This is a genomic window from Microbispora rosea (assembly GCF_044460045.1).
Classification (GTDB): domain Bacteria; phylum Actinomycetota; class Actinomycetes; order Streptosporangiales; family Streptosporangiaceae; genus Microbispora; species Microbispora rosea.
The window spans coordinates 40,593-54,800 of record NZ_JBITJO010000016.1 but is presented as its reverse complement, the minus strand read 5'-3'; the positions used below and the strand labels follow the sequence as shown (position 1 = coordinate 54,800).

13 protein-coding genes are annotated in these 14,208 nt (G+C 71.8%); 6 read left to right on the top strand and 7 right to left on the bottom strand.

Annotation, left to right across the window (positions count from 1 at the left end; genetic code table 11):
- Window positions 1-111 precede the first annotated feature (111 nt).
- Window positions 112-960, top strand: a complete 849-nt coding sequence (gene purU, locus ACIBK1_RS38455) for a formyltetrahydrofolate deformylase (RefSeq protein ID WP_030509612.1) — start codon at window positions 112-114, stop codon at window positions 958-960.
- A 10-nt stretch (window positions 961-970) separates the two neighbouring features.
- Here the strand turns inward: purU and ACIBK1_RS38450 are convergent, their stop codons facing one another.
- Window positions 971-3,034 (bottom strand): prolyl oligopeptidase family serine peptidase, encoded by a 2,064-nt coding sequence (locus ACIBK1_RS38450; protein ID WP_357314459.1) that lies wholly within the window; start codon window positions 3,032-3,034, stop codon window positions 971-973.
- Between the two features lie 299 nt (window positions 3,035-3,333).
- Between ACIBK1_RS38450 and ACIBK1_RS38445 the strand changes: the two genes are divergently transcribed.
- From ACIBK1_RS38445 to ACIBK1_RS38435, 3 genes are read left to right on the top strand one after another with little or no spacing between them, the layout of a single operon-like run.
- Window positions 3,334-3,843 carry an HNH endonuclease gene (locus ACIBK1_RS38445; protein ID WP_030509610.1) on the top strand — a complete coding sequence of 170 codons (510 nt, stop codon included), beginning with the start codon at window positions 3,334-3,336 and terminating at the stop codon, window positions 3,841-3,843.
- A gap of 11 nt (window positions 3,844-3,854) precedes the next feature.
- Window positions 3,855-4,670 carry a GNAT family N-acetyltransferase gene (locus tag ACIBK1_RS38440; RefSeq protein ID WP_030509609.1) on the top strand — a complete coding sequence of 272 codons (816 nt, stop codon included), beginning with the start codon at window positions 3,855-3,857 and terminating at the stop codon, window positions 4,668-4,670.
- Window positions 4,671-4,722: 52 nt separating this feature from the next.
- On the top strand, window positions 4,723-4,947 hold the full coding sequence (locus tag ACIBK1_RS38435; RefSeq protein ID WP_030509608.1) for an FmdB family zinc ribbon protein: 225 nt from the start codon (window positions 4,723-4,725) through the stop codon (window positions 4,945-4,947).
- A 132-nt stretch (window positions 4,948-5,079) separates the two neighbouring features.
- Here the strand turns inward: ACIBK1_RS38435 and ACIBK1_RS38430 are convergent, their stop codons facing one another.
- A complete protein-coding gene (locus ACIBK1_RS38430) occupies window positions 5,080-5,574 on the bottom strand; it encodes a helix-turn-helix transcriptional regulator (RefSeq protein WP_030509607.1) in 495 nt (164 codons plus the stop codon).
- Between the two features lie 606 nt (window positions 5,575-6,180).
- Here ACIBK1_RS38430 and ACIBK1_RS38425 point away from each other — a divergent pair.
- The gene (locus ACIBK1_RS38425) at window positions 6,181-6,633 is read left to right on the top strand and encodes a hypothetical protein (RefSeq protein ID WP_156081023.1); all 453 of its coding nucleotides are present in this window, start codon (window positions 6,181-6,183) and stop codon (window positions 6,631-6,633) included.
- A 48-nt stretch (window positions 6,634-6,681) separates the two neighbouring features.
- Here the strand turns inward: ACIBK1_RS38425 and ilvD are convergent, their stop codons facing one another.
- Both ilvD and ACIBK1_RS38415 read right to left on the bottom strand, forming a co-directional pair.
- Window positions 6,682-8,520 (bottom strand): dihydroxy-acid dehydratase, encoded by a 1,839-nt coding sequence (gene ilvD / locus ACIBK1_RS38420; RefSeq protein WP_357314462.1) that lies wholly within the window; start codon window positions 8,518-8,520, stop codon window positions 6,682-6,684.
- A 108-nt stretch (window positions 8,521-8,628) separates the two neighbouring features.
- Window positions 8,629-9,408: a nuclease-related domain-containing protein gene (locus ACIBK1_RS38415; RefSeq protein WP_239105190.1), complete on the bottom strand. Its 780-nt coding sequence runs from the start codon at window positions 9,406-9,408 to the stop codon at window positions 8,629-8,631.
- A gap of 195 nt (window positions 9,409-9,603) precedes the next feature.
- Between ACIBK1_RS38415 and ACIBK1_RS38410 the strand changes: the two genes are divergently transcribed.
- On the top strand, window positions 9,604-11,031 hold the full coding sequence (locus ACIBK1_RS38410) for an amidase (protein ID WP_396740540.1): 1,428 nt from the start codon (window positions 9,604-9,606) through the stop codon (window positions 11,029-11,031).
- A gap of 21 nt (window positions 11,032-11,052) precedes the next feature.
- On the opposite strand, the gene ACIBK1_RS38405 is transcribed toward ACIBK1_RS38410, so the two are convergent.
- From ACIBK1_RS38405 to ACIBK1_RS38395, 3 genes are read right to left on the bottom strand one after another with little or no spacing between them, the layout of a single operon-like run.
- On the bottom strand, window positions 11,053-12,024 hold the full coding sequence (locus ACIBK1_RS38405; RefSeq protein ID WP_396740538.1) for a hypothetical protein: 972 nt from the start codon (window positions 12,022-12,024) through the stop codon (window positions 11,053-11,055).
- A gap of 9 nt (window positions 12,025-12,033) precedes the next feature.
- A complete protein-coding gene (locus ACIBK1_RS38400; protein ID WP_396740536.1) occupies window positions 12,034-13,503 on the bottom strand; it encodes a DUF2207 family protein in 1,470 nt (489 codons plus the stop codon).
- Window position 13,504: 1 nt separating this feature from the next.
- Complete coding sequence (locus ACIBK1_RS38395; protein WP_396740611.1) at window positions 13,505-14,056, bottom strand: LemA family protein; 552 nt, start codon at window positions 14,054-14,056, stop codon at window positions 13,505-13,507.
- Window positions 14,057-14,208 lie beyond the last annotated feature (152 nt).

Genomic DNA, 14,208 nt, shown 5'->3' with positions numbered 1-14,208 from the left:
GAGCGCTCACGGCGGCCGGTTGTCCGCCGTCTTCGTCTCCACCGGCCCGCGCCCGCCGACCGGCTGGCCCTACCCTTGAAGCCGACACCGTCCCCCGTCGAGGATCTGAGCATGAGCGCTGAATATGTGCTGACCCTGTCCTGTCCGGACCGGCCCGGAGTGGTCGCGGCCGTCTCCGGGCTGCTGGCCGGGAAGGGGTGCAACATCATCGAGAGCCAGCAGTTCGGCGACCCGGTCGAGGAGCGGTTCTTCATGCGCGTGCAGTTCTCCAGCGGGCGCGCCTTCGACGAGCTGCAGGCCGCGTTCGCCTCGCTCGCGTCGGAGTTCGCCATGGAGTTCCAGCTTTTCGACCTCGCGGTGCGGACGCGGGCGCTGGTGCTCGTCAGCCGGTTCGACCACTGTCTCAACGACCTGCTCTACCGGGTGCGCTCGGGCCTGCTGCCCATCGAGATCGTGGGCGTCGCGTCCAACCACCCCGACCTGCGCCCCCTCACCCAGTCGTACGGCGTGGACTACCACCACCTGCCGGTCACCGCGGAGACCAAGCCGCGGCAGGAGGCGGAGATCCTCACGCTGGTCGACCACTATCAGGCCGGCCTGGTCGTGCTCGCCCGCTACATGCAGGTGCTCTCACAGGAGATGTGCGCGAAGCTCGCCGGGCGAATGATCAACATCCACCACTCGTTCCTGCCGTCGTTCAAGGGCGCCAAGCCGTACCACCAGGCGTACTCCCGGGGCGTGAAGCTGATCGGCGCCACGGCGCACTACGTGACGCCCGACCTTGATGAGGGGCCGATCATCGAGCAGGAGGTCGCGCGGGTGAACCACACCCACTCGCCCGAGGACCTCGCCGCGATCGGCCGTGACCTCGAATGCCAGGCGCTGGCCCGGGCCGTCCGCTGGCACGCGGAGCACCGCGTGCTGCTGGACGGCCACAAGACCGTCATCTTCCCGCGCTGACCTCCGCGCCTCAGCCGACCTTCAGGCCGGTGTGCCGGGCCAGGAACGCGAGCTGGTCGGCCGAGAGCTCGACCGACCTGCTCACGGCCCGGGCGCCGTGCCCCACCTCGGTCTCGTTGCGCAGCAGGATCGGCCGGTCGCCCGCCTGGGCGTGCTGCAGGGCCGCCGCCATCTTCCACGCGTGCAGGGGATGGACGCGGGTGTCGGAGGCGAACACGGCGAACAGCGTGGCCGGGTACGACACCCCCTCACGCACGTGGTGGTACGGCGAGTAGCCCCACAGCCAGGCGAACTCCTCCGGCACGTCGGCCGAGCCGTACTCGACGTTCCAGGTCGCCCCGAGACCGAACTTCTCATACCTGACCATGTCGAGCAGCGGGGCCAGGCAGACGACGGCCGCGTACAGGTCGGGGCGCTGGGTGAGCGCCGCGCCGACGAGCAGGCCGCCGTTGGAGCCGCCGGAGATGGCGAGCCGGTCCTGGCTGGTGACGCCGGTGGCGATGAGGTGCTCGGCCGCGGCGTGCAGGTCGTCGAAGACGTTCTGCTTCTTGCCGAGCATGCCGTCCCGGTGCCACTGCTCGCCCTCCTCGCCGCCGCCGCGAAGCTGGGCGACCGCGTAGACGCCGCCCGCCTCGACCCACGCCAGCGTCGTGGCCGAGAACCCGGGGTTCATCGGGACCCCGAAGCCGCCGTAGCCGTACAGGATGGTGGGACGGGGCCCGGAGCCGGGGCGCGAGGTGATCAGCATGCGCACCTCGGTGCCGTCCTTGGACCGGTAGACCACCTGCTCGGTCGTCGCCTCGGGCACCTCCACCGCGCCGGGAGGCGCCTCCCAGAGCGAGGTCTCGCCGGTCAGCGCGTCGTAGTGGTAGACCGCGGTCGGGGTGATGCCGTCGGTGTAGCTGAACCAGGCCTCGTGCCCGCCCTCCGGACGCTCGAAGATCCCCCCGATGGAGCCGAGCCCGGGCAGCGGGACCTCGCCGATCCGCTCGCCGCTCTCCAGGGCGTGGACGGAGATCTCACCGATCGCGTGGCGGGTCCAGCCGACGAGCAGGACCGGCTCGTCCATGCCGTCGAGGATTGCGAAGTCGGACAGCACCGCCTCGGCGTCCTCGGGGATCAGGTCGCGCCAGTGCTCACGGCCGGGCGTCTCCGGCGACGTGACGCAGACGCGGCCACGTGAGGCGTCGAGGTCGGTGAAGACGTAGAGCCGCCCGTCGCGGCCGAAGTGGAGCCCGGTCTGGGCGTCGACGTCCTGCTGCACCGTGATCAGCTCCGGCGCCTGCGGCGACGAGGCGACCAGGTCGGCCACCCACAGGTCGTTGCGCGGGGCGGTTCCCCGCGAGGCGGAGACCGACAGCCATCTGCCGTCGAGGGAGACCGAGACCCCGTAGTAGTTGGTCTTCTCCAGGCCTTCGCCGAAGATCAGCACGTCGTCGTCGGGAGAGGTGCCGAGGCGGTGCAGGTAGACGCGGCGGTGGTACTGCTCCTCGCCGGCCGGGACCAGCGAGGGCGCGAGCCTGCGCACGTAGTAGAACGCCTCCCCGCCGGGCAGCCAGGCCACGGGGGAGTAGCGGCAGCGGTCGATCGGCCCTTCGACGATCTCTCCGGTCGCCACGTCGACGACGTACAGGCGCGACTCCTCGTCACCGCCGACCGAGATCTGGTACGCCAGCCGGTTGCCCTCCTTGTCCGGCTGGTAGGAGTCGAGCGTGGTCAGGCCGGAGGGGTCGAGGGCGGTGGGGTCGAGCAGCACCCGCTCGCCGTCCCCGTCCGCGACGTACAGGACCGGGTGCTCCTGGTCGGGGGCCCGGCGGGTGAAGAAGCGGCGCTCGCCGCGCCAGGACGGCGTCCCCACCGACCCGGAACGCAGCAGCTCGGCGATGCGCTCCCGGAAGTGGTCGCGCCCCTCGAGCTCGGCGGACCGGAACAGGGTCTCCTGCGCGTCCAGCCACTCCTTCGTCGCCGGATCGTCCGGATCCTCCAGCCACCGGTACGGGTCGGGGACGGGCGTTCCGTGGAGATCGTCGACGATGTCGTCACGGCGGGCTGGTGGGTACGGCACTCGGCTCATGCTGGCACTTTAAATCAGCCGGACGACTGCGGCGGTACATCGACCGTACCCGGCCAAGACGGGAATAAAGGGGTGAACCGCTGGGCATAGATGCAGCAGGCGTCCCGGTCGTTCACCCCCCAGACCCTTTATGGGGTGGCGCAGGGGCCGCCGAAAAGGCCACACTTTGGTGAGGGGCGGTGCCGTGGTGACGATCCGCTGGGCCGTCCGGCGGAGGTCCCTGTGACGGAAGCACCCGGGTCCCAACCGACGGGGCCACAACCCAGGCGCACAGCCGAGACCGCTGTGGAGGCCGGCTGATGCGCCAAGTCCTGCTCCTGAACGCCACATACGAACCGCTGACCACGCTCTCCCTGCACCGGGCGGTCATCCTGGTGCTGAGAGAGAAGGCAGACGTCGTCCATCGCGACGGCAGGGGCGCGGTCCTGCGCTCGGCCACCCGCACGCTCGACGTCCCGTCGGTGATCCGGCTCCGGCGTTACGTCCGCATTCCCTACCGGACGCGCATCCCGCTCACCCGGGCTGCGCTGATGCGCCGGGACAACTTCCGCTGCGCCTACTGCGGCCAGCGGGCCGAGACCATCGACCACGTGATCCCGCGGTCGCGGGGAGGCCCCCACACCTGGGAGAACTGCGTCGCCTCGTGCACGCCGTGCAATCACCGCAAGGCCGACAGGCTGCTGGAGGAGCTCGGCTGGGCGCTGCGCGTGCCCCCCGTGGTGCCGCACGGCGCGCACTGGCGGCTGATCGGCGCGCAACTCGACGGCGATCCGCAGTGGGCGCCCTACCTGTCGGAGACGGCGGCCTGACGGATGCCGTCATGAAGTGGACGATCACCGCCGACGTGGAGGAGTACGCCACGGCGGCGGAGCCCTGGCTGCTGCGCGATCCCGTCCGCAGCACGGTCATGCTGACCGTGCTGCGGGGGATCCGCAGCGGTCAGTTCACGGTCGATCCCCTGCTGGCCTGGCTGGAGGACGGCGACGTCGTGGCGGGGGCGGCCTGCCAGACCCCGCCCTATCCGCTCGCGCTGGGCGACGTCCCGCTCGCGGCGCTTCCCCTGCTGGCGCGCGACCTGATCGAGCTGGACCACGACGTGCCCGCGGTCGGCGGTCCTGCCGCCGTCGCCGAGGCGTTCGCGGGCGCCTGGTGGCGGCCCGAGACACGCCGCCGGGCCGAGCGGCTCTACCGCCTCGGCACGCTGCGGGCTCCCTCCGCGCCGGGGAAGCCCCGCGTCGCGGGCCCCGGCGACCTGCCGGCGGCCGTCTCCTTGATTCGGGAGTTCCAGCGGGAGGCACACGTGGAGCGCACGGCCGACCCCACTCCGGTCGTCGCCGCCCGTGTCAACCGGGAGGAACTGGTCGTGTGGGAGGACGACGACCGGCCCGTCTCCATCGCCGGTGTCTCCGCGCCGATCGCCGGCATGTCGCGGATCGGGCCCGTCTACACCCCGCCCGATCTGCGCGGGCGCGGGTACGGTAGCGCCGTCACCCACGCGGCCAGCAGGAAGGCACTGGACGACGGCGCCACCGAGGTGCTGCTGTTCACCGATCTGAGCAACCCCACGTCGAACTCCATCTACCAGCGGCTCGGCTACCGGCCCATCGCCGACTACACGACCATCCACTTCGCCTGAGCCGCGTCCCCGGGACGCCCGCGTCCGCCGCGCCGGGCCGTAATCTGGACGCATGCCTCGCTATGACTACCGTTGCCGCGCGTGCGGGTCGACGTTCGAACTCAACCGTCCCATGGCGGAGGCCGGCGACCGGGCGGTCTGCCCCTCCGGCCACGACGACACCGTGAAGCTGCTGTCCACCGTGGCCGTCACGGGCAGGGCGTCCGGGGCTCCCGCCGCCCGTCCGTCGGGCGGCGCGGGCGGCGGTTGCTGCGGCGGTGGCTGCTGCGGCGGATGATCCGATCCGTGTCCGGCCCTGAGTCCGGCCCTGAGTCCGGCCCTGTGTCCGGCCCTGTGTCCGGCCCTGTGTCCGGCCCTGTGTCCGGCCCTGCGGCCCGCGGGCGTGGCGCCACGCCCGCGGGCCGGTGGGTCAGGCCGCTGACGGGCGGCTGGCCCGCGAGCGCCGTTGGAACGGCAGGTAGCGCTGCGGCAGGTGCGCGCGGGCCGGTAGGTCGGTCGGCTCCACCGCCAGGATGCGGTCGAAGCGGAACGCCCTGATCGAGCGGCGCATGCGGCACCAGCCCACCAGGTACCAGAACTCGCCGTGGACCAGGCAGGTCACCGGCTCGACGTCGCGGACCGTCATCCGGCCCGCGGCGTCGTGATACTGGATGCGGATCACCAGGCGGGCGGTGATCGCGTTGGCCACCGCCCGCGCCCGCCGGGCGACGTCGGTGGGCAGTGGAGTGGTCAGGGTGGTCAGGGTCGTGGCGATGACGTCGTCGTCCAGATCGAGGTGCTCGAAAGCGTGGCGCAGTCCGCGCCGTGCGGTGACCGACTGCGGGCCGGCACCGAGGTGAGCGAGCGACAGGGCGAGGGCGGCGAGTTCCTCGGCGGTCAGCGAGTGCCGAATGACGTTGGCCATATCTCGACAATAGCGACGAGGACTGACATTTTTCCGAACGCGTGCTCGGGAAAGGCGATACGTTGGCCTGTCCTCCTGGTCACCGTTTCCTGTCCGGGACGCCTGACCGCCGACGCGGGAAACCGGTCGTCGCGTCGATGCCCGCCACTGTAGCCACTCCGGCGTGTGCCCGCCCGTCGAGCCGTACGGCCACGGTCCCCATGGACACCGGCGGTGGCGAAGACCGGAGCGGCGGCGACCCGCTCACCGCCTGTGCGCGGCTCGCACCGGCGACGGGCCGTGAGCCGCGCCATGCGGATGGACCGCTTCTCGGCCGCCGCGGACGGCTGACACCCTGAAACTTTCACGGACCGGGCTCCACCCGGAAATCACGATAAGTCGAGCGTTCGAAACATTTCGCCAAATCGCTCCTAAATTATCCGCAATCACCGCTGCATAGTGGATTTCGGCTGCTTGGTCGGCCGGTATTGCGTTTCGGGTCATCGGCTGGGCGCCCTTTCCGCCGGTGCGACGTTACGGCCTGCCGAAAACGCGGGTGATTGACCGTTCCTGTGGGAGGTGGTGCATTCGTTGTGACTGAATTGAAATGAGGGAGAAGGGACAGCAATGTTCGCTGCGAATCCAGCCCGGAGAGTGCTCGCGCTCGGTGCGGCGCTCGTGACCACCGGCGTGCTGAGCCTCGCGCTCGCGCCCAGCCCCGCCATGGCCGACACCGTCACACTGAACGCCACGGTGGACTGCCTCAACTACAACAGCTTCGGGGACACCAGAGACTGGTACCCCATCTCCGTCGTAGGGGTGCCCTACTCCAGCATGGTCGCGGTCCCGGCCACGCACGCGTGGCAGTTCACGAAGACGCTGGCCAGTGGGACGACGGCCGTCAGCGTCTCCGCCATATGCAGCGAGGGCCATATGTACGACTTCGCCGGCTCCGCCGGCAGCGTCAGCATCCCCGCGGGAACGACTACCGTGACGGCCACCTGGGGCTGCACGACGGCTCCGGTCTATCCCGGCCCGTGGATGACGAACTGCAGCGTGCAGTCGGTTTCCTACAGCTGACCGGCAGGAGAATGCGGGGCCGCCTCCGGCGAGGCGGCCCCACACGATCTAGCGGGAGAGCTGGGACAGGTCGCGGGACGCGCCGGTCGAGGCCGACGTGGTCAGCGCGGCGTACGCCTGCAGGGCGGCCGACACCGGGCGCTGCCGGTCGCGCGGCCGGTAGCCGCCGAGGTCGGCCAGGAGCCGCTCGCGGCGGGCGGCCAGCACGTCCTCGGCCACCTTGAGCTCGATGGAGCGGCCGGGGATGTCGATCTCGATGATGTCGCCGTCCTCGATCAGGGCCATCGCGCCGCCCTCGGCGGCCTCCGGGGAGGCATGACCGATGGACAGGCCCGAGGTGCCGCCCGAGAAGCGGCCGTCGGTGATCAGCGCGCACGCCTTGCCCAGGCCCTTGCCCTTGAGGAAGCTCGTCGGGTAGAGCATCTCCTGCATGCCCGGGCCGCCCTTGGGGCCCTCGTAGCGGATGACGACCACGTCGCCGGCCTTGACCTTGCCGCCGAGGATGCCCTCGGAGGCCTCCTCCTGCGACTCGAACACGACCGCCGGACCCGAGAAGCGCCAGATCGACTCGTCCACACCGGCCGTCTTGACCACACAACCGTCCTGCGCGATGTTCCCGTACAGGATGGCGAGGCCGCCGTCCTTGGTGTACGCGTGGTCGAGGTCGCGGATGCAGCCCTCGGCGCGGTCGAGGTCGAGCGACTCCCAGCGGGCGTCCTGCGAGTAGGCCTTCACGGTGCGCACGTTGCCGGGGGCGGCGTGCCACAGCTCCAGCGCCTCGTCGGTGACCTGGGGGGACTGCGGGTCCCACTTGGCGATGTACTCCGCGATGGAGGCGGAGTGGACGGTCGGCAGGTCGCGGTGGAGCAGGCCGGCCCGGTCCAGCTCGCCAAGGATGCCGGGGATGCCGCCCGCCCGGTGCACGTCCTCGACGTGGTACTTCATCGTGGCAGGGGCGACCTTGCAGAGGCAGGGCACCCGCAGCGACAGCTCGTTGATCTCCTTCAGCCCGAAGTCGACGCCCGCCTCGCGGGCGGCGGCCAGGATGTGGAGGATCGTGTTGGTCGATCCGCCCATGGCGACGTCGAGCGCCATGGCGTTCTCGAACGCCTCACGGGTGGCGATGCTCCTCGGCAGGACCGCCTCGTCGTCGTCCTCGTAGTAGCGCCGGGCGAGGTCGACGATCTGCCGTCCGGCGTTCTCGAACAGGGTCTTGCGGGCCTTGTGGGTCGCCAGCGTGGTGCCGTTGCCGGGCAGGGCCAGGCCGATCGCCTCGGCGAGGCAGTTCATGGAGTTGGCGGTGAACATGCCGCTGCAGGACCCGCAGGTCGGGCAGGCGTTCTCCTCCATCTCCAGGAGCTCGGCGTCCGACACGCTCGCGTCGGCGGAGGCGATCATCGGGTCGATCAGGTCGAGCTTGCGGCCGGGGACCTTGCCGGCCTCCATCGGACCGCCGGACACGAAGATCGTGGGAATGTTGAGCCGGAAGGCGGCGAGCAGCATCCCGGGCGTGATCTTGTCGCAGTTGGAGACGCAGACCAGCGCGTCGGCGCAGTGGGCGTTGACCATGTACTCGACCGCGTCGGCGATCAGCTCGCGGGACGGCAGCGAGTAGAGCATGCCGCCGTGGCCCATCGCGATGCCGTCGTCGACGGCGATCGTGTTGAACTCGCGCGGAATGGCGCCCGCCTCGCGGACCGCGCCGGCCACCACATCGGCGACCTCGCGCAGGTGCACGTGGCCGGGCACGAACTGGGTGAAGCTGTTGGCGATCGCCACGATCGGCTTGCCGAGGTCGCTGCCCGCTACGCCCGTGGCCCTGAGCAGCGCGCGGGCGCCGGCCATGTTCCTGCCGTGAGTGACAGTGCGGGACCTGAGAGCGGGCATCGAGGGACCCCCATCCGGAGACAACTGAGTCTTCAAATGGTACGACCACTGCCCGGCTGCCGAGACCCGCTGTCCACGAGTCGGGACGTGTCTACCCGGGAAACCGCTCTACTCGGGATACCGCGCGGGCAGCACGCGTGCGGCGGCCTGGTAGATCGCGTCGATCTCCGCGGTGGTGAGCGATCTCTCCCGCTTGGTGATCCACTTGCGCACCAGCCCTCCGGAGAAGACGTCCACCTCACGGATGTTGAGGATGCGCCACGGGATCGGCGGCCCGTAGATGGCCAGGGACGGCACCACGGTGATCTCCCGGCCGAGCGCCTTGCTGATCAGGTCGCTGGCCTGCGCCGCCTCCCACCGGGCCTCGTCGAGCCGCGGCTTCTGGTTGAACGGGCCGTGGAAGAGCTTGCGGTGCGACTGGACCCGTACGGGCAGCCGTTTGTCCCACTTCTCCGAGTCCACCGCGTACACGCCGGTGGGCCCGACCACCAGGTGGTCGATCTGCGCCTCGCTACCGGGGATGGCCCGGGCGTGCAGCGTCTTGTAGCCGTTGCGCTCCAGCTTCTTGAGCTGGGCCTCCGTCTGACGCTCCGCGGCGGAGGCGCGCCGCCACGCGGGGATGGTGGAGACCGTCCTCGCCCGGTAGACGGCGTCGGCGACGCACGCGAGGATGGCCGCGGTGAGCCCGAGCCGCCAGCTGGTGAAGAGCACGCCGAACACCACACCCGCCGCGACCGCGATCACGGCCCGGCGGCGCAGGTGGCGATATCGGGTGTCCTGCCACAGGCTGATCAGCGACGTGCGCTCGACCGGCGCATACGTGGGAGACGCCGGCGCCTCAGGTGGCGCCGAAGGGCGTTCCGCCTGCTCTGACGATTGGTCACCCACCCAGATAGGTGACGTATCGTGACCGTCTTCTGGCGCTAGACCGGTATCCACATCACTCACGGTAGTTGAGCCGTCAGCGGCTTGCCTAGTGTTGGATGGTTCATACTTTTGTGGCCTGCTTGAGCCGATTCGTTGCGCGGAAGTGCGGGTATCTTCTCTAGATATCCGCGGCCCGGGGGCCTACCGTTCGGTAGCGTGGCGCACATTCACGATCTTACCGCTCTTGAGCAGGCGGCAGCCGTACGTACGGGTGAACTTTCTCCTGTCCAGATCACCGAGCATTACCTGGAGCGCATCGAGCGGCTCGATCCCGGCCTGGGGGCGTTCGTCACGGTGACCGCCGACCGGGCCCTGGCCCAGGCGCGCGAGCAGGAGGCCCGGCTGGCCGCCGGTGGCGCCGAGGAACTGCCCCCGCTGCTGGGCGTGCCGATCCCGATCAAGGACCTCAACTTCGTCAAGGACGTGCCGGTCTACTTCGGCTCGGCCACGTACGAAGGGTTCGTCGCGCCCGCGGACGACAGCGTGGTCGAGCGCCTGCGGGACGCCGGCACGGTCATGCTGGGCAAGACCAGCACCCCGGAGTTCGGCATGCCCTGCTACACCGAGACCTACCTGCACGAGCCGACCCGCACGCCGTGGGACACCGCGCGGTCGGCCGGCGGGTCGAGCGGGGGAGCGGGGGCCGCCGTCGCGGCCGGTCTCGCGCCCGCCGCGCAGGGCAGCGACGGCGCGGGCTCGATCCGCATCCCCGCCTCCGTCTGCGGCCTGTACGGCATCAAGCCGAGCCGCGGCCGCATATCCGCGGCCCCGATCATGCCCGACCTCGCGGGGCTGTCGACCAACGGGCCGCTGGCCAGGAACGTCGCCGACGCCGCGGCGCTGCTGGACGTCATGGCCCACAACAACCCCGGGGACCTCTACCACGCTCCCGCGCCGGGGCTCGGGTCGTTCTCGGCCTACGTCGGGCGGGACCCGGGGCGCCTGCGGATCGCCAGGTTCGCCACGCCCGCCGTGCCCGGCGCGGAGGTCCACCCCGACGTGCTGGCGGCGTACGAGAGCGCCTCGGCGCTGCTGGAGTCGCTCGGCCACGAGGTGGAGGAGATCTCGCCGCCGTTCGGCCCGGACGTGGTGCCCGAGTTCGTCAAGATGTGGTTCAGCTTCTCCTGCATGCACCCCGTGGCGGAGGGACTGGAGCCGAAGCTGCGCCCGCTCACCGCGTGGCTGCGCGAGCGCGGCCACGCGATCTCGGCCCCCGAGTTCCTCCAGGCGCAGTCGACGCTCCAGCTCGCCACCCGCTTCGCGCTGCTGGTGACCGACGCCTACGACGCGGTGCTCTCGCCGACCGTCACCCAGCCGCCCGTGCCCGTGGGCTGGTTCGAGGACGTGGAGTCGCCCGAGGAGACGTTCGAGCGGATGATGCGCTTCGCACCCTTCGCGGCCATCTACAACGTGAGCGGCCAGCCCGCCGTGAACCTCCCGCTCCACTGGACGGCCGACAGCCTCCCCATCGGCGTCATGCTGGCCGGCAGGTACGGCGACGAGGGGACGCTCATCTCTCTGTCGGCCCAGGTGGAGGCGTCGGTCGGCGGTTTCTGGGGGGATCGCAGGCCGCCGGTCTGGTGACGGCCGGAGGCTGGGAGCACGTCACCCCCGCAGCAGTTCGACGACGTACGCGGAGACGTCGGCGAGCAGCGTGGCCGGCCGCACCGGCGCCGCGGCCACGGCGGAGAACAGGGTGGGAAGCCCCGGCAACGGGAAGCCGTCGTCGGCGGTGACCCCGGCGGCCGCCTCGTGCTTGGCCAGCGCGGCGCGGCTGCGCTCCCACGCCTCCAGCACCTCCTCCGGCGACGGCACGCCGAAGCCGTGGCCGACCGGGGCCGCGTGGCGCAGCCGTACGAGCGGGGTCTCGGCGAACGTCAGCGCGATCCGGCAGCGGGCGGACAGGTCGTCGAGGTCCGGCACCCAGTCGAGGGCGGGGCAGGGGGTGCGGCACCGGCCCGCGCAGGTGGCGAGCGCCCCCGCCACCTGGCTGTGCTGCCGATCGAAGTAGGCCCGCCAGCCCGCGGGCGGCTCCACGGCCACGCGCAGCGTCCGCTCGGCCGCCGACCGCTCCGCCCGGGTGTGGTCGCACTCCCGGTCGGGCATGACCCCGAACCGGCTGCCGGGAGCGCGCAGGCCCTCCGGCCAGCGGGCCGGGTCGCCCGCGTGGCCGAGCGCGGGCTCGAAGGCGAGCAGCGGAAGATACTCGCTGCAGATGTGCACGGCCGCGATCATCGAGCTGAGCTCGCGCCGCCGCCAGCGGGCCTCCACGACCTCGAGGAGCAGCGCGTACGCCGGCCGCAGCGAGTCGAGCGCGCCGCGCGGCTGCTCCCTCGGCGTCTGCGGCATGTGGCACGCGCGGGCGCGTCTGCGCAGGTCGGCCGGCACCGTCTGGGCGTCGAGCTCGGTGTGGAAGTCCTCCGCGTCGAGCGTGAGCAGCCGCTGGCCGAACTCGCAGACCGACGCGACCAGGGCCGCCCGCCCTCCCTCCCCGAGCACGGCCGGCGCGAGCGCGCCGACGTCGCCGAACGAGTACCTCCCGGCCAGGGCGATCAACAGGTCGTGGGCTGAGTGCACCCGACGACCTTACTCAGGGCGCCGGCGGTCATCCGCCCCGCCGTCGTCGGCCCGGGACGCGCGAGCGGGGCGGTCGGGCAGGACGCGCACCTCGCCGAGGTTCTCCGGCGCGTCCACCAGGTGCTCGCCGCTGTCGTCGTAAGAGGCCCGCAGCCGGGAGTCCTCGATCACGTCGATCCGCCTGATCCAGCCGAGCCTGCGCCCCGCCGTGGCCCGCACCGTGTCGCCCTCCCGCAGGGGACGCCACATCTCCTCGCTCAGGCACATCGCCCTGACCTCGCGGGAGTTCCCCTCGTCGATCGCGCACCAGTACGTCCATTTGGCGGTGTCGTCGGCCTTGCTGCCGTCCCGGAAGCGGCGCAGCCGGACGATCCGGCCCTCGACGGCCGCCGCGCCGCCGAGGTCGCCGATCGCATAGACGACCGGCAGGCCGGCGACCGCCAGGCCCACGGCGAGGGCGGCGGGCAGGACCAGCCCGTCCGGCCACAGGCCGAACGCGGCGGCGACCACCAGGAGGATCCAGGTGGAGAACCCGGCGAACCAGCCGGCCGCGAGACCCCGCAGGATCGTCGCCCCCGGCGGCCGGCCCCACAGCAGCCGTGAGGGGTAGCGGACGTTCACGACGTGCCACATCCCGCCGTGGTCGGACCAGGCCCGGCTGTCGTCGGCGGGGGTGCTGACCGGAAGGTTCCCGACGGCCCGCGGCGCGAGCCCGAGCGCGGCGGCGTACGCGAGGTGGCGGCCCCAGATCGTGACCGAGGCGGCGGGCTGCTCGGCGAACCGTCCGGTCGCCCGCAGGTGCTCGCGGACGCCGAGCCAGTGCGCGGCGGCCGCGGCCCCCTCGGCCGTGCCGCGCTCCCCGTTCAGCCTGTCCATCAACGCCACGAGAAGGGCGAAGGACAGGATCGCCGCACCGGGCCCGCCGTCGTGGTCCGCACCGGCGTCGCCCGCGCCGACCGCGATGCCGATAGCCACGGCGGGGACCGACGCCGCCGCGCCGAGGAGCAGCGCGTGCGCCCGGCTCCAGCGCGGCCGGGACAGGCCCTGCTCCCGCGCCTCGACGATGACCTTCCTGCGGAAGCTCTTCCACCACCGGCGCAGGTCGCGCGAGCCCTCGGCCAGCGCTCCCGTCGCCACCGCGCCGTCGACGGCCAGCGAGCGCACGTGGTCGTAGACGAGCCGCTCGTACGGCCTCAGGCCGCCCGGCCGCCCACGCAGCCGTACGAGGGACAGCTCGGGGCCGATCTCCTCGACGGCCACGACGCCCCTGGCGGCCAGGTCGAGCAGGGTGGCCGAGGCCGCCTCGTCGCACAGCCGCCAGTCGCCGGTGATCAGGTCGACCACCGCGGGGGACTGCCCGGCGAGCGCCCCGGTGGCCGGCCCCGGCTCGACGCCCGGGTTTCTCGTCGCCACGGCGAGCGCGAGCAGGAGCAGCAGCCACAGGCCGGTCGCCGCCGCCGCGGCCATCCAGAGAGCCATGTCAGAACCCGACCTGGACGGGGCCGCGCACCTCGCCGGGCGCCTGGAAATACTCGCGGGCCGTGAAGCCGGTCATGCCCGCCACGAGGTTGGCGGGCACCGTCTGGATGGCGTTGTTGTAGGTCAGGACGGCGTCGTTGTAGTACTGCCGGGAGTAGGCGATCCGGTTCTCCGTGGCGGCCAGCTCCTCCTGGAGCTCGGCGAAGCCGGCACTCGCCTTGAGGTCGGGGTAGGCCTCGGTCACCGCGAACAGGCTCTTCAGCGCGCCGGACAGCATGTTCTCGGCCGCCGCCCGCTCTTCGGGGCCGCGGGCGCCGATGGCCTGAGAGCGCGCCGTGACGACGGCCTCCAGCGTGGCCCGCTCGTGGGCGGCGTAGCCCTTGACGGTCTCCACGAGGTTGGGGATCAGGTCGTAGCGGCGCCTGAGCTGCACGTCGATCTGCGCCCAGGCGTTGTCGACGGCGTTGCGGGCGCGTACGAGGCGGTTGTAGGCGGACACGAGCGTCGCGACGAGGACGGCCACGACGGCGAGGACGACGAGCATGGGGATCATGGCGATCACGGGCCTCCTGCACGGACGGTAGCCCCGGACCGCCCGCCTTGTGAACGGCCCCGGTGCGCCCATCGCACCGCCGGTGCCTTGCACCGCCCTTGCACCCCACTTGCCCCCACTACCCCGTCGTGATCTTGCAGTGCTCGGCGCCG